At 47.6% G+C, this 18,555-nt stretch carries 26 protein-coding genes and 2 pseudogenes; 2 read left to right on the plus strand and 26 right to left on the minus strand.

All coding sequences use genetic code 11. The features are described from left to right. Position 1: 1 nt before the first annotated feature. The 6 genes from GXM22_RS06535 to GXM22_RS15115 form a co-directional block, all read right to left on the minus strand. Positions 2-361 carry a glycosyl-4,4'-diaponeurosporenoate acyltransferase CrtO family protein gene (locus GXM22_RS06535; RefSeq protein ID WP_005933753.1) on the minus strand — a complete coding sequence of 120 codons (360 nt, stop codon included), beginning with the start codon at positions 359-361 and terminating at the stop codon, positions 2-4. A gap of 246 nt (positions 362-607) precedes the next feature. Beyond that, a complete protein-coding gene (locus tag GXM22_RS06540; protein ID WP_035394357.1) occupies positions 608-1,363 on the minus strand; it encodes an alpha/beta fold hydrolase in 756 nt (251 codons plus the stop codon). Positions 1,364-1,704: 341 nt separating this feature from the next. Continuing rightward, complete coding sequence (locus GXM22_RS06545; protein WP_005933749.1) at positions 1,705-2,025, minus strand: transposon-transfer assisting family protein; 321 nt, start codon at positions 2,023-2,025, stop codon at positions 1,705-1,707. Continuing rightward, entirely contained in the window at positions 2,022-2,321 is a 300-nt protein-coding gene (locus tag GXM22_RS06550) for a DUF3847 domain-containing protein (RefSeq protein WP_005933748.1), read from the minus strand. The genes GXM22_RS06545 and GXM22_RS06550 overlap by 4 nt, the downstream gene beginning before the upstream one ends. Continuing rightward, a complete protein-coding gene (locus GXM22_RS06555) occupies positions 2,318-2,656 on the minus strand; it encodes a DeoR family transcriptional regulator (protein ID WP_005933747.1) in 339 nt (112 codons plus the stop codon). The genes GXM22_RS06550 and GXM22_RS06555 overlap by 4 nt, the downstream gene beginning before the upstream one ends. Then, positions 2,657-2,848 (minus strand): hypothetical protein, encoded by a 192-nt coding sequence (locus GXM22_RS15115; RefSeq protein ID WP_187115652.1) that lies wholly within the window; start codon positions 2,846-2,848, stop codon positions 2,657-2,659. It abuts the gene before it with no gap. Positions 2,849-3,381: 533 nt separating this feature from the next. Here GXM22_RS15115 and GXM22_RS06565 point away from each other — a divergent pair. Beyond that, on the plus strand, positions 3,382-4,194 hold the full coding sequence (locus GXM22_RS06565; RefSeq protein ID WP_005933740.1) for a helix-turn-helix domain-containing protein: 813 nt from the start codon (positions 3,382-3,384) through the stop codon (positions 4,192-4,194). An 84-nt stretch (positions 4,195-4,278) separates the two neighbouring features. On the opposite strand, the gene GXM22_RS06570 is transcribed toward GXM22_RS06565, so the two are convergent. The 11 genes and pseudogenes from GXM22_RS06570 to GXM22_RS06620 form a co-directional block, all read right to left on the minus strand. Continuing rightward, positions 4,279-5,172: a zinc ribbon domain-containing protein gene (locus tag GXM22_RS06570; protein WP_005933738.1), complete on the minus strand. Its 894-nt coding sequence runs from the start codon at positions 5,170-5,172 to the stop codon at positions 4,279-4,281. Further along, positions 5,169-5,546 carry a hypothetical protein gene (locus tag GXM22_RS06575; RefSeq protein WP_005933737.1) on the minus strand — a complete coding sequence of 126 codons (378 nt, stop codon included), beginning with the start codon at positions 5,544-5,546 and terminating at the stop codon, positions 5,169-5,171. The genes GXM22_RS06570 and GXM22_RS06575 overlap by 4 nt, the downstream gene beginning before the upstream one ends. Further along, positions 5,536-6,060: an RNA polymerase sigma factor gene (locus tag GXM22_RS06580; RefSeq protein WP_035394353.1), complete on the minus strand. Its 525-nt coding sequence runs from the start codon at positions 6,058-6,060 to the stop codon at positions 5,536-5,538. The genes GXM22_RS06575 and GXM22_RS06580 overlap by 11 nt, the downstream gene beginning before the upstream one ends. Positions 6,061-6,238: 178 nt before the next feature. Further along, positions 6,239-6,442: pseudogene (locus GXM22_RS06585) on the minus strand (helix-turn-helix domain-containing protein); the annotation flags it as partial. A 262-nt stretch (positions 6,443-6,704) separates the two neighbouring features. After that, the gene (locus tag GXM22_RS06590) at positions 6,705-8,312 is read right to left on the minus strand and encodes a recombinase family protein (RefSeq protein WP_005933734.1); all 1,608 of its coding nucleotides are present in this window, start codon (positions 8,310-8,312) and stop codon (positions 6,705-6,707) included. Positions 8,313-8,448: 136 nt separating this feature from the next. After that, positions 8,449-8,640 carry a transposon-encoded TnpW family protein gene (locus GXM22_RS06595; RefSeq protein WP_005932101.1) on the minus strand — a complete coding sequence of 64 codons (192 nt, stop codon included), beginning with the start codon at positions 8,638-8,640 and terminating at the stop codon, positions 8,449-8,451. Between the two features lie 12 nt (positions 8,641-8,652). After that, entirely contained in the window at positions 8,653-9,492 is an 840-nt protein-coding gene (locus tag GXM22_RS06600; RefSeq protein WP_054324685.1) for an ATP-binding protein, read from the minus strand. Then, positions 9,489-10,229, minus strand: coding sequence for a phage replisome organizer N-terminal domain-containing protein (locus GXM22_RS06605; protein WP_099357200.1), 741 nt, complete (start codon positions 10,227-10,229; stop codon positions 9,489-9,491). Before GXM22_RS06605 ends, GXM22_RS06600 begins: the two co-directional genes overlap by 4 nt. Further along, complete coding sequence (locus tag GXM22_RS06610; protein WP_005932484.1) at positions 10,219-10,413, minus strand: hypothetical protein; 195 nt, start codon at positions 10,411-10,413, stop codon at positions 10,219-10,221. Before GXM22_RS06610 ends, GXM22_RS06605 begins: the two co-directional genes overlap by 11 nt. Positions 10,414-10,598: 185 nt before the next feature. Beyond that, the gene (locus GXM22_RS06615) at positions 10,599-12,215 is read right to left on the minus strand and encodes a relaxase/mobilization nuclease domain-containing protein (RefSeq protein ID WP_005932488.1); all 1,617 of its coding nucleotides are present in this window, start codon (positions 12,213-12,215) and stop codon (positions 10,599-10,601) included. Next, positions 12,187-12,585, minus strand: coding sequence for a plasmid mobilization protein (locus tag GXM22_RS06620; RefSeq protein ID WP_035394011.1), 399 nt, complete (start codon positions 12,583-12,585; stop codon positions 12,187-12,189). The genes GXM22_RS06615 and GXM22_RS06620 overlap by 29 nt, the downstream gene beginning before the upstream one ends. A gap of 43 nt (positions 12,586-12,628) precedes the next feature. Here GXM22_RS06620 and GXM22_RS15120 point away from each other — a divergent pair, with 43 nt between their 5' ends. Beyond that, positions 12,629-12,922 carry a hypothetical protein gene (locus GXM22_RS15120; protein ID WP_173016708.1) on the plus strand — a complete coding sequence of 98 codons (294 nt, stop codon included), beginning with the start codon at positions 12,629-12,631 and terminating at the stop codon, positions 12,920-12,922. Between the two features lie 102 nt (positions 12,923-13,024). Here GXM22_RS15120 and GXM22_RS06630 read toward each other — a convergent pair whose 3' ends face one another. From GXM22_RS06630 to GXM22_RS06665, 9 genes and pseudogenes are all read right to left on the minus strand, one after another. After that, on the minus strand, positions 13,025-13,450 hold the full coding sequence (locus GXM22_RS06630; RefSeq protein ID WP_099357199.1) for a hypothetical protein: 426 nt from the start codon (positions 13,448-13,450) through the stop codon (positions 13,025-13,027). A gap of 42 nt (positions 13,451-13,492) precedes the next feature. Continuing rightward, positions 13,493-13,690 (minus strand): helix-turn-helix domain-containing protein, encoded by a 198-nt coding sequence (locus GXM22_RS06635; protein ID WP_005921293.1) that lies wholly within the window; start codon positions 13,688-13,690, stop codon positions 13,493-13,495. Next, entirely contained in the window at positions 13,668-14,168 is a 501-nt protein-coding gene (locus GXM22_RS06640) for an RNA polymerase sigma factor (protein ID WP_005932499.1), read from the minus strand. Before GXM22_RS06640 ends, GXM22_RS06635 begins: the two co-directional genes overlap by 23 nt. A gap of 116 nt (positions 14,169-14,284) precedes the next feature. Then, the gene (locus GXM22_RS06645; protein ID WP_005932502.1) at positions 14,285-14,989 is read right to left on the minus strand and encodes a zf-HC2 domain-containing protein; all 705 of its coding nucleotides are present in this window, start codon (positions 14,987-14,989) and stop codon (positions 14,285-14,287) included. Then, complete coding sequence (locus GXM22_RS06650; protein ID WP_003533443.1) at positions 14,982-15,494, minus strand: RNA polymerase sigma factor; 513 nt, start codon at positions 15,492-15,494, stop codon at positions 14,982-14,984. Before GXM22_RS06650 ends, GXM22_RS06645 begins: the two co-directional genes overlap by 8 nt. A 257-nt stretch (positions 15,495-15,751) precedes the next feature. Further along, positions 15,752-15,880 (minus strand): annotated as a pseudogene (locus tag GXM22_RS06655) (Maff2 family mobile element protein); the annotation flags it as partial. Between the two features lie 211 nt (positions 15,881-16,091). After that, complete coding sequence (locus GXM22_RS15045) at positions 16,092-16,262, minus strand: hypothetical protein (protein WP_005932507.1); 171 nt, start codon at positions 16,260-16,262, stop codon at positions 16,092-16,094. Beyond that, positions 16,255-18,045: a VirD4-like conjugal transfer protein, CD1115 family gene (locus GXM22_RS06660; RefSeq protein ID WP_005932510.1), complete on the minus strand. Its 1,791-nt coding sequence runs from the start codon at positions 18,043-18,045 to the stop codon at positions 16,255-16,257. Before GXM22_RS06660 ends, GXM22_RS15045 begins: the two co-directional genes overlap by 8 nt. Further along, positions 18,042-18,524, minus strand: a complete 483-nt coding sequence (locus tag GXM22_RS06665) for a PcfB family protein (protein ID WP_021395806.1) — start codon at positions 18,522-18,524, stop codon at positions 18,042-18,044. Before GXM22_RS06665 ends, GXM22_RS06660 begins: the two co-directional genes overlap by 4 nt. Between the last annotated feature and the right edge of the window lie 31 nt (positions 18,525-18,555).

Genomic DNA, 18,555 nt, shown 5'->3' on the forward strand with positions numbered 1-18,555 from the left:
ATTACGATATATTTTTCTTTTTGTTCTTCTTTGTCAACAATAAATTTATGCGAATTAAGTTATATCGTTGTATCATCACGCAATAGAAATTGTGCAATAAAATAAGTAGCGCAATGACCTGTATCCACGGACGGCCTACAAGCAATACGGCTGGTAGACAAACTAAAACGCCAACCAAATGAATTTTGGCATTTTTTATTAACTGGCTTTTCAGAAAAACAATCCCTTCTTCCGAATAATCTTTCAAAAAATAATTGTCTGTATCAGGCTTTCCCCTCCATTGGTCATATTTCTTCTTTACCTTGATAACAAATTTACGATACTGGTTTACGCCCAGTAACCGATACAATTTTTGTTCCATTTATCTTGCTCCCTTACAAGCCGATTTCTCGCTGGTTCTATTATACTATGACTGGCTGCCTTTGGGAATAGATGAATTGTAAACTTGCTGGACGGGAACAACAGCTTTTCTCCCGGCGTCCGGGCATAAAAAGAGCAGGGAACCTGTTTCAAGATTTCCTGCTCGATGGTGCCGCCGGTGGGCGGCTGGTATTCAGTTTTGAAAGTTCAGGTCAAGGTGGCCCGATTGATAGACAAACCGATTTTATTATTCATCCAAAATAAAATTGTAAATCCTTTTCGCAGCTTGTTCAGCATTTGAAGCTATTGCGGGGTGTCCGCCATGCTCAAATATTTGAATTGTCGCACTCGGAATTATGGCTGCCATTTCTTTGTATTCCTGCTCAAGATTTTTTCTGCACATTTCATCTTCTTTGCTCCCCATGAATAGAACAGGGACTTTCATTTCTTCCAAAGGCTTATGGAATAGAGGACGCTTTTCTTTTGCACAATTTAATAAGGCTTCTGTATCAAGGTCAACTACTTTTTCCCAATCAGTACCTTGACACCATTCATAAAATTGCCTTGACTGTAAATTTGCCTTTGCCGTTTTTCTTTCAGATAGGAGATTATCGGAAAAATTACTATTAAGAGTACGGCCATCAAAACTGTCTGCTATAACTTTGTAGAACAGGTCAGGGCGTTCCAATGCCGCATTGATTGCCGCCCATGAACCGCCACTTGTTCCGATGAGACTAACTTTCCCACATTGTAAATGTTCAGTAAGCGCAATTATCTGTAATGCTTCATCATACCATACATCAGATGAAAAATGTTCTACTCGGTCGGATAGCCCGTTCCCTAAGAAATCAATTAGAATACATCTAAAATTTTCTTCATACAGCGGCATGAGAAGTTCAAACATTTTAGAAGAAGCTGTATTACCGTGTAGGAAAACAAGTGGCTCGCCGGTTCCACACTCTTTATAAAAAATGGATTTATCACCGTATTTGAAAAACGACATTTTCATACCCTCCTTTTATCAAGTAAACTGGCTTGTATCGTTGCTTTCATTATACTATGGTCGTTCAATTATGGGAATAGAGGAATTGTAAACTTGCTGAACGGAAACAGCTTGCAAGGCAAGGTGTTTCCGGGCGGCAAGTCCACAAAGGGGGTAGCTGGCGGCAGCCAGCGCAGGGGAAGTGTAGCTTCCCCTGTGATGATTGGAACAGATTGAAAATCTGCGGAAATCATCTGCTCCCTGCAAGGGGCTTCCGGCAGGACGCAACGCACCGGCTTGACCGGTGTATAGTTGCGCCCTCTTTCAGAGGGGCAGTCCACGGGCTGCGGCTCTGGAAGCAATTATGACCGTTCCCGGTCTGGCTCTTTTCTCTTGGGATGTGGCTTTTCCGTCCTCGCCTGTGCCTTGGCTTCGGCAAGCCTGCGCCGGATGGAATTGTCCCGCTTCTGGATAAACCGCTGCTTTGTGTCAGCGATAAAGCGGCGGCACTCCGGCTCCGGGATGGCGTCCAGTTTTCGGATGGTACTCTCCACAATCTCCCTTGTCTGCCGGTCACGGATAACCGGCACGATTTCTTTCAGCCCCGCAAGGGTGTCCTCCTTCGTACCGGCGGCGTACTGATAGACCATAGCCAGCTCGTCTTTTGAAAAATTCATCTTCATTCTGCACCCTCCTTCTCTGTGCCGTGTCCGGCAAACACTTTTTCCATAAGCTGCCGGGTGCTGTCTTTGTGGAACAGCAGCTTCAGGAATAGACTGACCTGTTCATCTGTAATGGCTTCCGGGTGGGGAAGGTAGCTTTCCAGCATGGCGGCTCTGGTGCAAAGCCGGTGCGTCCGTTCCTTCCGGGTCAGCGCCCTGGCCTGATGGGTCAGGCGCTTTTCCTCCTGTTGCGCCCAGCGCAGCTTCTTTTCTGTTTCTTCTATCTCCTGATTGAGTTTTTCCAGTTTTTCATTCATAGGCGGCTGTCCTCCTTCTTGGGAATGAGTACATATATTTTGTTGGGTTCCCCGAAGCCCTGACGCACCCGCAGTATCAGTCCGGCGTCCTCCAATTCATTCAGGGAACGCTTCACGGTCATGGTACTGCGGGCAAGTGCCGCCGCCAGTTCCACGATGGGGAAATGGATAAACAAAATCCCGTTGGCGTCCTCTATGCCGGATACGAAAACAATATCCAACATCCGGGCGTACATGACCTTGGCGGTGCTGCTGATCGGGAGCCGCAGCATGGCTCTCGGCAGCGGCATACAGGGCGGCAGGGTGGTGTCTGCGGTCATAAATTCAACTTCCATTCAATCGGTGTCCTCCTTTACTTTTCGTTTTGAGCGTTTGGAAAGATAATGGGGGCAGTCCACAATGATCGCCCGGAAACTCTGCTTGCAAGTGCGCTGGCATTTCCGGCAAAGGTCGTTGTACATTACCCGCCCCCGTTCATTGAGGAAGAAGGACAGTTCCAACTGCCTCTTTTTCGGCATTCTCGGCATAGTTCCTCCTTAAACAAAAATCCGCCCATTTCAGCCGTAACAGCCGCAATAGACGGATAGCAGATTTTAGTGTCGTGTTTCGGGGCGATTTTCAGGGAAAAAGCGGCCATAGAACCGCCCGGAAATCCCCCGAAGTATTACGGATAGGGCAGACTACGCCCTATCGGATTGTTGTGTTTCGGTATCAATTCGGTGTTCATTTTCGCCGGTTCTCCCTGATGTCGTTCCTGCCCCTGGCTCTCACAACGGCGTTTCGCTCCCTTTGGTACGCTCGTTGTGGTCAGGGTTCCTCCATTTCCCTTCCGCAAGTCGTTGCGCTACATCGCCGGGGAGCATATCCCATACAGGCCGGTCATTCGATTGGAATAATCCATCGATGAACTACCTGTATCATAGAACATTTTTGTTCCCTGTGCCGTATATCCACAAAGTAGGATTTCGGGGCGAAAAACGGAAATTTCCACGATTATGGAAAGTATGGTATAATCCAGTTAGCGGCAGGAAAACAGCCGCCGGAAAGGAGTGAGCGCCCTATGCTGAGGGCAACTACCATACAGGAACGCCTTTGGGAGTTACGCAAAGATAAGGGCTTAAATCTGGAAGAACTGGCGCAGCAAACCGGCATTTCAAAGTCAGCCCTCGCCAGCTATGAAGCCAACGACAATAAGGAAATCAACCACGGCAATCTTATCACGCTGGCCGACTTCTATGAGGTATCTCTTGATTACCTGTTCTGCCGGACAGAAAACCGGGAGCAGATAAACACGCCCCTGATGGAACTGCACCTGAATGATGAAATGGTGGCGCTGCTAAAGAGTGGCCGTATCAATAACCGGCTCCTGTGTGAGATTGCTACCAATGATAAATTTGAGCAGCTTATGACCGACACGGAGATATACATAGACGGCCATGCAACCTCCACCTTTCGCACCCTTTATGAGTCTTTGGAAGAACAGCGGCAGACCATCATCCAGAAATACAAGCAGGCGGAAGATGATTTCTATTCAAAGACTATCCTTGCCGCAGAGGTAAAGGAAGAAGATTTCTTCTGTCATGTGACGCACAAAACATGGGACGCCATTCTCCATGACATACGGAAAGCCCATGAGCATGACATTGACAGTACGCCGGATTACTCTGCCGCAAAGAAAGTGGCGATGGATATTCGGAAAGCCATTCAATCCTCCGGGGATTATCTCGGAAAGGTGTGGGCGGTCATTTTCAATATGCTCGGCGTTGATTTCTACAAGCTGCCGCCGGATGAACAGAAGATATTGAAAAAGATATTGTCAAAAGCGCCGAACATTAAAAACAGCCCCTTCAACTTCCGGCGCAAGAGAAAATGAAAACTGCCGTTGTGGGAATGGGTGTTCCTGCAACGGCAGCTTTGGCTTTCTTTATTCAGTTTTTCAGCTTATCGGTCAAACTTATTATTTCACATAGATTTCTGAAATGGTATCTTCCACACCATTGATCTGCAATCTTACATGGATTTTCCCGTTTTCAAATTCACTCAAAGAATACTCTAAGGGGTCGGAAAGATTTGTGACATCAAAGGATTTTGATACATCACCCTGCACCAGCCACAAAGTAAGTGATGCTCCATCAGGCACCGTTTCGCAAGAAATATCAGCGTGAAGCATTTGAGTTTCTGCGTCATCTACCATCATGTTTTGTTCTTTCACAAATCCATCACTGGCACTTCTAAAATCCAACTTCCAAACACCATTCAGATAAGTGTCATAATTCATGCTGATTGTTCCCAAATTCCAAACTCGGTCGTTCGATGTAACATCCGTATTTACACCATTTCCGGTAGCAGCACTGACAATAAACCCTGTCAGGCAGACCAACATAAGCACCATACTGATAATACCGGCAACAATAAATTTTAAGTGGTGGGTTTCCTGTTTAACCATAACGCCATTATTCTCCTTGTTTTCAATATGCGTTCCGCATTCTTCACAATATTTTGCTTTCAATGAAATTCGATGCCCGCAGGCAGGACACGTTGCTTTTATCTCTGAACGGCGCAGAAAATAAATCAGCAAGCCAATAAAAGGAGTTGCGATAAAAACTACAATCGCCCACAATACCGGGTCGTCGCCCCGCTTTTTACAATCCTGATATACCCATGCTGCAAAGAAGCCACAAGTACATAGGGCGAAAAGAATAAAGCAAAGAAGCAGAATGGGAAGCAGCATGGAAAGGCCGCTAAAGCCATCGCTTTTCAGAAAATACAGTCCAAACCGCAGGAAAATTAACAGTAGAATAACTGGAATGCCGATATAAAGCGGAAGTTTGTTCTTTTTTGTATGATTCACGCTAATGCACCTCTTTTCTCAACACGGATTGTTATATCCTCTTTCATATTTGTCCTTTTAACACCAACGATGGTAAGCAAAACGCCTGCCAGTCCAATGTAGAAACAGATACCAGCAGCAAAGTAAGATAAATAAGTATTGCTGATTACTATTAGTGCTACACCTGCCAGCATAATAAATGTAACTAAGTTCAAAATCATCGGCAAATACCAAAGAGAAAAACCGCGTGTGGCGGGTTGCTTTCGCATTGCCGTTTCCTTTTGATACAATGTCGCTTTCAGTTTGTTGTTCAACTCCGGGTCTGGTTCGTCAGCCAGTTTCATAGAAGCCCGGATGATTTCATCAATTTCTGTATTGAAAAGGTCATTTTTCATATCCCGCTTCCTCCAATCTTTTCTTAATCAGACTTCTTCCCTTAAACAATCGGCTTTTTACCGTTCCGGGCGGTTTCTTAATGATTGTTGATATTTGCTCTACGGAACAATTAGAAAGATAAAACAGTGTCAGCGGTATTCGGATTTTTTCTGGTAGGGTTTCAATAATCCGATTAACTTCTGAAATCAATTCTTTCTGCAAGTAGCTTTCTTCAATACTTTCGTCGGAATGTAAGACTGCTTCTGCTTCATCATCCAAATTACTACATGGAGCAATCATATTTCGGCGGGCCTGCTTTCGTCTATCGCTTTTCCAAAGATTGTGCGTCAAGGAAAAAAACAGTGCTTTGGGATTTTGCCCCCAGTCAAGTGTCCATTCCATTTCTAACGCTTTTAGAAAAGTCTGTTGATACAAGTCCTCTGCTTCTGATTTGTCCATACAGAGTTTCAGGCAAAATCTATATATATCTGTACCGAACTCATCAATACATTTCTCGATTTCTCTTGCGTCCAATGTTTCACCTCCATTGCCCGTTCACCCTATATTCGCCATGACTTTGTATGCGGTTCACTTTTTTCAAAAAATTTTTTTTACAGGTAAAATGCCGGGGCGAAGTAGGTAGTTTCACTCCCGGCATTAAAAGAAAACTTTTCTTATGGTGTTTTGTGAAAGATAGCAATAGCTATTATTCATCGTCCTTCTCTAATTCGATTACATCTAAGATACCACAATTCAGGGCTTCGCAGATACGAACCAGCGTTTCCATGCTGATGTTTTTGCCTTTACCCATATTGGCTATCATATTTGTGGTAAGACCTGCGGCAATCCGCAAGTCCTCTTTCCTCATATTGCGCTCAACCAACGTATGCCAGAGGGGTTTATAGCTTATGTGCATTTATCCTCCTGCCTTCCTCCCGGTTCCGGGGTTCCTGTTCCCATTATAACAAAGTTCTTGCTATTCCACAAACATTTCTTGACACAATCGCCGGTTCCGTCTGGATTGTGCTTTTCCTTTCTTTTCTTGATTACATCTACTTAGCCATAAGCTGCTTAATGCCCTGTGATTTTGCTTATGTGTGATAAAGAAGTAATAGAAGTGTAAAAAATTTTGCCTTTCCTATCCGATACTTGTCTTTGGTATCGGATAGGGCGGGCGGTCATTCGGGCAAGTCCACCTTGCCGACGAAAGAATAGTAAATCTCAATATCCTGTCTGCGTGTGCCGTTTTCATCGTAGCTGCACTCATGCACAACGATTTTCTCTACAAATTCACGCAAGAGGGTGTGGGTCAGTTCTTCAAAGTTCATGTGCTTGCGGACAATGTTCATAAACTTTTCTGCGTTTACGGTAGCTTCCTGTGCTTTGGAAAGCTCCGCCTGTATTCTGGCAACACGCTCTTTCAATTCCTGCTGTTCGGCTTCATAGTCTGCCGAAAGCTCCGTGAAACGCTCGTCAGAAATGCGACCGCTTACGCTGTCCTCATACAGCCGCTTGAAAATAGCGGAAAGTTCACCGATACGCTTTTCGGCAGCTTCCAGTTCCTTTTTCTTGGCGGCGTTCCGGCGTTTGCCGCCGTCCTCGTTCTGCTCGATCAGCAGCTTCATAAACCGGGCTTCATGCTTTGCCGCATAGCTCGTCACTTTCCGTAGATTGGAGAGAACGCCCGCAGTCAAAAGGTCGGTGCGGATAAAATGTGCGGTGCAGTCATGGGTGCGCTTCTTGTAGTTCCCGCAGATATAGCAGTCCTGTTTCCGCTTATCGGTCTGGTAACGCTGCTGATACATGACGCTGCCGCAGTCCGCGCAAAAGAGCATACCAGAGAACAAGCCCACTTCATCATAGCGGTTCGGACGCTTGCGCTGTTTGCGTAATTCCTGCACACGCTCCCATGTCTGGGTGTCGATGATAGGCTCATGGTGGTTCTCGAAAATTGCCTGTTTCTCAATGGGATTTTCTATGCTGTGCTTGGTCTTGTAGGACGGTTTCTCCGTCTTGAAGTTCACCAAACAGCCCATGTACTCCCGGTTTTCAAGGATATGCACCACGGTATTTGTCGCCCATTTGCACTCATAGCCGGGGTGATAGCGGCGTGTGCTGCCCGTCCTGCGGTATTCCAGCGTTCCCGGCGTTGGGATTTCCTGCTCGGTCAGCATACGGGCTATCTTGGTCGGACCGTTCCCGGCAAGGCACAGACGGTATATCTGCTTGACTACGGGTGCGGCTTCCTCGTCAATGATGAAATTTTCGTCCTCGTCCATGAGGTAGCCGTACACGGGTTTGCTCGTAACAGGCTTGCCGCTCATGCCTTTTGACCGTTTTACGGCTTTGATTTTCTTGCTCGTATCTCTCACCAGCCATTCGTTGAAAATGTTCCGCAAAGGGGCAAAATCATTGTCGCCCTGTGCGCTGTCCACTCCATCGTTTATGGCGATAAAGCGGACGCCTTTTTGTGGGAAAATCATCTCGGTATACATTCCCACCTGCAGGTAGTTTCGCCCTAACCGTGACATATCCTTTACGATAACAGTAGCCACTTTCCCGGCTTCAATATCCGCAAGCATGGATTGAAAGCCCGGTCTTTGGAAGTTCGCACCAGAATAACCATCGTCCGTGTACCAGCGCAGATTGGAAAAACCGTTCTGCTTTGCGTAGGTTTCAAGAATACGCTTCTGGTTGGAAATGGAATTGCTTTCGCCTTGCAGCTCGTCCTCATGGGATAGTCTTGGATAAAGGGCAGTGATTTTCTGGGTGGTCTGTCTTAACATAAAATCCTCCGTTTCCGACAGCCAGCCCCACTATTCCGTATTTCGATTATACCACATGGGGCGGCTGTCTGTATAGCGGCTTCTGCTTCTTTACCGCCTGTCAAAATGACGATTTTTTACTGTGCGGCTTGTAGCGTTAGGGCGAAAGCTGGGCTTTGTGTCCTGCGGCGGCTTCCGCCTCCAGCACTTTCATCATCTTATCGGCTGCGGTGTCGGTGGTATCTTTTTTGAAAAAGCCGGAAACGATAAGGACGGTGTTGCCCATGCGGATCTCTGTCACGCAGTCCGGGCGGCGTTCCGGGGTGGTGTTCTGCTTGTTCTCTGCCATAGGCAACTCCTTTCATTTCATCAATTCTTTTAGTCTGTTCAGCTTGGCTTGCGCCGTTTCACGGCGGAAGTTCTCTCCCGTAAAGAGGATAGGGGCGCACATTTCCAAAAGGCGGTCATAAATCCGGGCATGGGCGGTGTCCAGCGGATTTTGCAGGCTGTCCAATGTCAGATTGGTGGTAACGATTAAGGGCTTGCGGCTGCGGTAGCGGCTGTCAATCACATTGTAGACCTGTTCTAAACCGTACTCTGTGCCGCGCTCCATTCCAAAATCATCAATGATAAGCAGAGGAAAACGGCAAAGACGCTCGATATACTCGTTGCGCCCCTCAAAGCTGGCGGTCAGGTCATTCAAAATCGCAGAGAAGTTCGTCATGCGGACAGCGACTTCCTGCTCCATGAGGGCATTAGCGATACAACCGGCAAAATAGCTTTTTCCTGTGCCGACCTTGCCCCATAGCAGATAGCCGATATTTTCCTCGCGCATGATTTCCCAATGCTCCACATAGAAGTGTGCAATCTCCATTTGCGGGCATTTCCCGTTGTCGTTGGCGAAAGTCCATTCCTGCATGGTAGGATTGGTAAATCCCCGGCGTTTCAAGTCCTCCACGGTGTCAAGGTGCTTTCTGCGCTGTTCGGCGGCTTCACGCTCCAAACGCTGGGCTTTCTGGCAGTCACATTCTGCCGGGTGGCGGTCACGCCCAAACAAGGCGGCTTGCTTTTCCGGGAAGTAGGCTTCTTTCGGAGTGTGACACTTGCCGCAGTAAAGCAGTCCGTCCTCGCCCATGTAGTCCTCCGGCTGTGGGGTAACAGCCGTCATATTCAAAACTCGTTCTGTAAACAGATTACTCATAAGCTCTCGCCCTCCTTGCAGGTGTATTCGGGTATGCCCTGTTTCGGGGCAGCCTTTGCGGTATCGTCTGCCGCCCATCTGCGAATAGTGGCGGCGTGGTTTTTATATTTCTTGCCCGTGGACGCGATATAGCCGGAAAGCCGCTCAATATAGTACGCCCATTTTTCGGGCAGCTCCGCTTGCAGTTCGGAAAGCTCCGTATCAGTCAGAAATACATTCTCATATCTGCCATAGCTGCGGGCGAGGGCTTGTCCCTTTAACTCTTCCTCTTTTTCTAACTCTATATCTATCTCTTTCTTTATCTCTATCTCTGGTGGACGAATGTCGGACAAATGTCCGCCATTTGTCCGCGGCGGCAAAAGTGCCTTATTTTCAAGCCTTGCGGCGCGTTTCCGTTCCGCTTCGGTAGAGGATTGACCGATCATCAGCTCGATGTCGGTCATATAAAGTAGCCCGCAGTCAAGCTGCTCCACAAGCCCTAACTGCTGGAAGATGGCTAATGCCCGTTCCACCGTCCCGATTTGGTGACGGGTCAGCGTGGCTATCATCTGGGCGGTATAGGGGATATGCTCGTCAAGCTGCAACTTGCCGCCGTTTTTCAGCGATTTTAAGTACAGCTTCAAGAGAATGTTGGAATAGAGAATACCGTCCGGCATACTCTCCAACAGCACGATAGCGTCATCATCAAAATAGCTTTCTTTCAGTTTGAGGTAGTAATATTTGCGGTTATCTGCCATAGGCGGTGTCCTCCTTTGGTTTCCAACGCTTGGAGTAATACCGGTGGCAGAGGATAATCACGGCTCGGAAACTCTGCTTGCAATCGTGGGTGCAGCCCCGGCAAAGGTCATTATAGGTAATTCGGTTTCGGTGGTTGAGGAAAAAGCTCCATTCAAGCCGCCGTTTGTTGCTCATGCGTGGCATTGGTACGCTCCTTTCTGCCGTTTCCGTGGGTATCACGGATAGGGCTGGAAAACTGTATCTTCTCGGTATCATTTTCGGGGATTTTTTGCCCTGTACGCCCTGTTTTGAGGTCGGGGAGTATTGCGGATAGGGGTAAGGGCATATCCCTGTTTTTGTTTGGTTTCGGTATCATTTCGGGGCGGTTTTTAACGCTCCTGTTCATGCTTTTTCTGTCGGCTCGGCTCGCCGTGGTGCATTTGGGAAAGATTGCTTTTCATGGTCTGCAATTCCCGGACACGCTCTTTATTTGCCCGGTACTCGTTGTAAAGGGCGTTCTTCTCGGCGGTAAGCTGCTCGATTTCAGCCTGCAACGATTTATAGGTGGGCAGCTTGGTAATGCCTTTTTGCCGAAAATATCTTACGGCTGCGTCTGCTATGATAAAGTCGCTTTCATGCTTTTCCCGGTAGGCTTTGCGTGCCTTATCGGTTTTCTGCTTTTTCAATCCGTCACGCACATCTCTTGTCTTGGCATAGGCAAGCACCTGTTTCTGCAAGTCCTTTTTCTCACGGATAGCCGTTTCAATGGGCTTCAGCTTGGCGGTGCTGCTGTGTAAATCCGCATTGGCAGACACAAGGGCTGCGTCCAGTTCATCCGGGGTAAAGCCGTATTGCTCCATAGCGGCAACGGTAGCCGCCATCTGTTTGAGATTATGGACAGCCGCCCAACGGTCATAGCCGATACCTTTTCCCTCGGCTCGCTTCGCCGCACGGTCAACCATTCTCTGAATGTTGCCTGTCGGGGCGATTTTCTGCGTTTTTCCTCGCTCTGTGCGGTTTGTTTCAGCGGTATGGTATTCGGGTATGGGTGCGGTCTTTTCGGCGGCTCTGTGGGCGTTCTGCTCCAAAAGGGCAAGAACGGCGGCACGGTCAAAATCATCTCCCAATTTTCGGGCAGTAATGGGTTTCGTCCTGTCCGGGGCAAGGTAGGACAACCGCCCTCGGCTCTCTTTGACGATCACACCCTGCCGCAGAAGTAAAGCGGAAAACTCGTCAAAGGTAGTAGCTCCGCTCATGGCGTTCCGTATGGTCTGCCGTAGCTTCGCCTTGTCGGTTTCAAACTTGGTCTGCTTTACAGGCTGCCCCTCGGCTGCAAGGGTGGCATTTTCCTTGTCAAGTTTGGCTTGTCCTTTCTTCTGCGCCCAATACTCACGCTCGGTAATGCGGTTTTTACTGCCATGGAGCAGGTCGATTTGATAGAGATTTTCCCGGTGGCACATCTCCATGACCTCGGCTTTGAAGTATTCCATCGCCGCGTCTGTGCAGCGGTGTTTGCACCCGGCGCGGGTGTCTGCCGGTCTGTCCATATAGGGCAAGAATGGAACTTCGGCTATCCGCAGAGAATTGATAACGATATGCACATGGATATTGCCGCTGTGGTTGTGTCCGTCCGGGTGGGTGCAGACAATGGCTTGGTGTCCGGGAAACTGCTTCCGGCAAAATTCCTCGCCCAACGCCTGCGCCCGGTCTACGGTCAAACCGTTGTCCACCGCGTCCCGTGGGTCAAAGCTGATAATGTAGTGGTGGCTTTTTACATCTTCCCGCTTCTGGTTCTTCCCATAGCGGAGATTGGAGCGCATACAGGCAACGGCAAAATCCTCGTCGCCGCAGTTCAGCGTGGCTATTCGATAGTCCTCCCTGAGCATGAGCCGCCCGTTTTCATCAAGGGTGGGCTTCATGGTAAACTCGTCATGTTCAAAGGTGAGGTACTGCTCGGCTGCGCCATAGTCCGCATTTTTAGAGCTGATATGTTTGAATGTTGCCAACAGCGTCACCTACCTTTCGCAGGACTTCAAACTTCAAGGCAGCAAGGTCAGAAATGGCGGCGCGGACTTCAACGGACAGGGCGTTGTATGGTGTGCCGTACTCGTTGAGGGCGCGGGCAATCTGATTGAGGTTGCCACCGATTTTTCCATATTCGGCGGTCAGCCTGCCAACGGCGGACAACAGTTCATCATTGACCGGGGAAACGGTAACGATGGGGCGAATGGTCGCCCGTGTAATGGCTTGCCGGATAAATTCGGCTTGGCTCATGTCATAGTGTTTCAGCCGCTCGGTAAAGTCGGCGAATTCTTCCTCGGTCATGCGGGTTTTGACCACATGGCAGCGGTGGGGCGTGTTGTATTTTTTCTTCAAGCGTTGACCTCCTTTCTCGCCCGACAGGGCGCATGAGCAGGGTTTGGGGAAGGCACTCCCCAACAAGATTTACCAAAGGGGGCAAAACCGCAGATATGCGGATTTTGGCACCGTGGTAGAATCTTGCTCTAAAAAACTACCGCTTTCCTCGGCGGCTCTGGTTTGCGGATATACTGGCTTGCTCCACCAATATAGCGATTGCGGCGGCGTGTTCTGCCCGCTGTTCACCACTACAACGGTGAAAAGGGGGCGTTTTGGCAAACGCACGGAAATTTTTTTGTTTTCCCTGTCTGCTCCCTACAACAATCCGGCGGTGTGGTTTGCCAAAGATTTTTGAAAATGGGCGCAAAAAAAGCAGTAAACCTTTTCAAGATTTACTGCTTATCTGCCGCTGTGATGGGCGGCGGTATTAAATTGTCAGCCGTTTTTCAAATGGAATTTATCTGCAATCGCTTTCTTTCCGCTTTCCAATTCCTTTTCTGTAATCTTCCATAATCCTAACGCAATGATCTGCTATCTTTTGCATTCCGAGTTCTTCAAAAAAGGCAATTTGTATTTTCATCAGTTCTTCACAAACAGTCAACTTCTGCTCATCCATATTGCTAATAGCAAGCCATGGGAACGCTTTATATTTCTTAGTGTCCCCAATGAGAAAATTGTACCCTATCAACTCATTTTCACGGAAAACGAAATAGAATTGTGGGCCTGAACCTGGAACTGACTTTTCCATAATTTTCTGCATTGTTCTCACGCCGCCGTATGCCGGAAAAAAACCTATTCGCTCAAGAGCATTTAATATGTCAATCCTTTTATCTGTGGGTATGTCTCTATAATTGATAATCTGTTCCATTTGCTCTACCCTCATTGAAGTTTAATTTGTCAGGCTCTAATTATACAACTTTTCTGTTTAGCGGTCAAAGCGGAACTTCAACAGGCTTTCTATCAGTTGCCTGACGATATGCTCCTGCATATCCGTGTTAATCTGTCCGTCCATTTTCGCACAAGAGCGGACATATCCCGCATAATGGGATAGGACGGCGGCAACAGCTTCCGGGTCGCCCTCGCTTGCCTTAACGATTGTCTCATAGGGAAGTAGCTGGCTCATAGGACAAATCCTCCAACTCTGCCCGTAGCCGCCGTAAAATCATCTGAATACGCCGCCCGGTTGTGTTGCCAGCCCGTCCATATCTCCGTCCAATCTCCCTATGCGTCAATCGTTGGAAGTAGTACAAGAAAATGATTTCCTGTTCCATCTGTGATAGTGCGGACAGGGCTGCGGCAAGCTCTGGACTTTCCAAAAGCACCATCTGACCACAGACGAAAAGCGGATAGCTGGTCATGCCGGATTGCTCCGCAAAGTATTTATCTGTGGTACTGAATGGATAGTGTTTTTCTTCTATCAGATATTCAAGCGAGATTTCCCGCTTGCGGCGGCTCCGTATGCTCCGGGCTGCGTCTATGGCAGCGTGGCGAATAACAGTCTTGCAAAAGGCATCGTGTGTATGCCGGATATGTTCTTGATACTTTTCGTGTTCGGTCATGGAAAATCCCCCTTTCTGAATAATGGCAGAGGGCGGCAGCATTTTATACTGTCGCCCTCTTGATTACCGAACAGCAAAGACGGGCGGGGCTGTCAACGGCGGCGCATTTGCGCCGTTCATCTTGACCGTTGACAGGCTCGGCTGGGTTTGCTATCTGCTCACGGCAATTCACTCTCATTGATAGGAATTGCTTCAAGTTCCGTATTCAAATTGTTCCAATAAGAGCCAATATCCGCACTTGTAAAATACTTAAAACCGCCTGCTTCTGACTTCAATTCGCCGTTTTTAACTCCATAGCAGGCGTAAATCAAATCGTAGCTTGTTCCATCTGAGAGGTTAAATCTAAAGCTGGTCACATCTGCTCCGGCAGTTTCCTCAGTTGTTTTGTCTTTTAAGGATAAGCCCTTGAACTTATCATACAGGGTCTTTATATCATTTTCAGCAACGACTACTTTCTTTTCTGCTGATGCAGGCACTCCGTCATAGTGGTACATTTCAACGCTTTCGACATCTTCAACCTCAAATGGGAAGTCGATTTTGACAGGCTCATAAGCAATGTTTATAGGTAACAGAAAGAGAGCTGTAAAAATTGCAATGATACAAAGAGCGATGGAAACGAGAACAGCAATCGTTATCTTTTTTCTGCCTCTCTGCTTTTCTTTTGCCTCATGGCGCATAATAACGCTTTCGCTTTCTTCGTGAAGAACATCTTCGTTCGTGTGAGAAAGCAATTTCTGATAAATTGCGTTACAGTCAGCACAGGCGTTCAAATGCTCTTTTACCATCTCTGCGCTTGCTTCGCTGCAAGCACCGTCAACATACAGCGGAAGAATATCTCGAACAATATCGCATTGTTTACTCATGCTTTTCATCCATCCTTTCTTGAATTTTTAGCTTTGCACGATGATAAGTAACTCTCGCCCATGATTCTGTTTTTCCAAAAATTGCAGCGATTTGTGAAAAAGATAGTTCCCCGAATACGCGAAGCTGAAAGACTTCTTTGTATGGTTCTTCCAAACGGTGAAGAACGAGGTGTATGCGGAACGCCATGTCAGAATCTGCAACTGAGTTCTCAACATTTTCATTTGATGGCAAGTCATTGATTTCACTCACATCAGCTACTCGCTGACGGCTTCGCATTTCATCATGGTAAAGATTTTTTGCTATGGAGCAGAGCCATGTCAATTCATCTGACTTACCTTTGAATTGTGATGTTGTAGAAACAGCCTTATAGAATGTGTTCTGCGTGATTTCCTCTGCTATCTCACGATTTTTGGCAAGAGAAATAGTATACGAGTATACCTGTAAATAGTAGGCTTTATAGAGCTTTTCATAGTCCATACTTGTCATCACCTCCTTCAGCTTCATAGGTTAGACGGAGAAATCGGAATTTCGTTACAACGAAGTTTGAAATTTTTATACCTTTACGCTACTCTTGCTTTCTGCGGACTATTGGTAGACGCGCATTAACGGCAAGCAAAGAGATTGCTGTGTCAGCTTGATATGTTCAAATGCTAATTAAATATAGCATACAGCTATGAATTTTTCCATTGCGTTCCCCTGACTTCGGAATAGTGGCAGGGTTGGCTATCCTTGTTTTGCTTTGTGCTTCTCTACCGTACATGAGCATTTGCACCCGGATTGTCGTTTCCATATCCCTCTAAGAGATTGATGACGCCCCAAATGCCTAAGCCTGCGCCCAGTGCGATAACAAGGGTCTGTAATACGTCGATAGCAGAGTTAAAAAATTCCATAAAGCTCCTTTCTGCCGTAAATGCGGCTTGCCCCGTAAAAGGGCATAAAAAACGGCGGTCAGTTTTCAAACTGCCGCGGTCATAAGCCCGCCGGATTTCGGCGGTTTCCCCGCGCTGCCTATGTGTCTGCCGCGCGGCGGTATTCAGTTGTTGGGGTGAGCGATAGGAATTTTTGTAGGGGCGCGTATCCTGTAAGTTGTATTTTTCTTTGTTACTGCGTCAATTCCTCCTTTCGTTGCTGCTCATACAGGGCTTCACACCGTTTTACAAACTGCTGGATAGCTGCCTGCCGCTGTCTTTCCTGCCACTCGGCAATGGAAATAAGCCCGTTTATGGCTTCTGTGATTTTCTTGTCCTTTTTCTTTCGGATACGTCTATTCATGGGCGGTGTCCTCCTGCAAATCTGCTTCGCTGATTTCGTAATAGTCAAAGGGTTCGTCCGACTTTACAAGGGCAGGTCTGCGCCGTAGGTGCTTTTCCATATCAAAGGTATTTTTCTTGTCATAGTCGGACAGGTATTTGTAGTTGGGGTGCTTTGTAATGTCGTACTTATCAGAGAAGAACGGGCGCACCCCTCGTAGCTGCAAAATACATTTCCCGCCGTCCATGACTGCAATTTCATCTTCGGTCATAAGCTGCTTGCCTAACTTCTGATAATTCAGCCCATGCGATACCTCGCGCCCCCGGTTCTCGGAAGTATTGAAGCTGTCAATGGTTTCTTTCCCCAAGATTTCCGACATTTCTTTGAGGGTGGTTTTCTCCTTGCCGCCCAAGAACAGGGTGGTGTCGCAGTTGCCGACTATGGTATCAGCGTTGTCTTTGTATATCGCTTTTAGCTGCGACTGGCTTTGCAAAATGATTGAAGCGGAGATTTCCCGGCTTCGGATAGTGGCTATGAGCTTTTCAAACTTCGGTATCTGCCCGATATTTGCAAACTCGTCTAACAGACAGCGCACATGGACGGGCAGCCTGCCGCCGTATTCATCATCTGCCTTGTCGCAAAGCAGATTGAAAAGCTGTGTGTAAAGAATACTCACAACAAAGTTAAAGGTATCGTCGGTGTCGCTAATGATAACAAACAGGGCGGTCTTACGGTCGCCTATGGTGTCAAGCTCCATTTCATCGGTTTCCATAAGGTCGCGCAGTTCCTTAATATCAAAAGGAGCAAGCCGCGCACCGCAGGAAATGAGGATAGAGCTTCGTGTTTTTCCCGCAGATAACAGGAATTTCTTATACTGCCGGACGGCAAAATGTTCCGGGTCTTTTTCCTCCAACCGTTCAAACATGAGGTCAACGGGGGACTGAAATTCCGGGTCGTCCTCGCGGGCTTCCGACGCATTTATCATTTCAAGCAGCGTCGTGAAGTTCTTTTCTTCCTCCGGGGCTTCATACCAAATGTAGCCGATAAGGGCGCAGTAAAAGAGCCGTTCCGATTTTACCCAAAAATCCTCCCCGGCTTTTTCCCCGTCCCCTTTGGTGTTGGCAATCAAGGTGTTTACCAGTTTCAAAATATCTTTCTCGCTGCGGAGATAGGCAAAGGGATTGTATTTCATACTTTTTTTGAAGTTAATCGTGTTCAATACTTTTATCCGGTAGCCGCCCCGCTGTAAGAGCTTCCCACACTCAACTAAAACCGTTCCTTTCGGGTCGGTTACAACGTAGCTGCTGTGCATTTGCATTAAGTTGGGCTTCACAAAAAATCTCGTCTTGCCGCTGCCGCTTCCCCCGATAACAAGGATATTTTTATTTCTTGCATACTTCGGCTGCTTTGGGCGGCTGTTCATGGTAAGCCGTTCCGTCTGTGTCAGCAGCACGTTATTTTGAAATACCGGGTCGGTGTAGGGCTTAATATCTTCGGCAGTTCCCCAACGGGCAGAGCCGTATTCGATACCTTTCCGGTATTTCTTCGCGTTCTTGCCTTTTACATAGACAATCAGCCGGATAAGCACCGCGCCTAAAATTCCTATCAGTAAATCCATAGGGGCAAGGCTCGGAAGCGGGTTTGAAAAAGCCATAGAAAAGCCCTCCCCAAGCGACAGCACCTTGCCGGACAGGTCAGCTCCCGGCGCAAGGCGTACCGCCTGCCCGACTTTATCAAAGAGATACACAAAGAGCAGATAGGGAATGTTGGGAAGCAGCAGCTTTTTCCAGTTGATAGCGTTCATCTTGCAATCCCCCTGTCTTTGTTTTTTACTTTGTCCCGCTGTGCGTTCAAAGCCGCCGCCTTTTCTTTGAGGGAAACAATCAGCTTTCGGATAGAGGGCTTTTGTTCCTGCGTCAGCTTCTTTGCGGAAAACTCCTTGAAAGCTGCGGTCAGTGCGTCCGCGTCCCGTCCCTTGAAGAAAACAAGATAGCGGGGCGGGATTTCGGTGCTGTCTTTCTTTAGGGCAAAGTCAATCCCGTACTTTTTCGCCGTACTCTCAAAGGCTTTGATATTGTCCTTTGTGATTTCAATGTTGGAAACGCCCGCGTTCTGCTTCATAAGCTGCTTTAGGGTCTGTTTGCCATGCGGGATTTTCTGTCTGTCATGCTGCTTTTTCATCTGTGCAAGCAGGGCTTTCATAGCCTTTTGGAGCTGCTGTGCCGTCAGTTTCCCGGTTTTGATGTAAAGGGCTATGGTCTTTTCGTTGGTTTCCTCCTGCAATGGGTGTCCTCCTTTCATGTTCTATGGTGGT

It is taken from the genome of Faecalibacterium duncaniae (genome assembly GCF_010509575.1).
In the GTDB taxonomy this organism is placed as follows: Bacteria; Bacillota; Clostridia; order Oscillospirales; family Ruminococcaceae; genus Faecalibacterium; species Faecalibacterium duncaniae.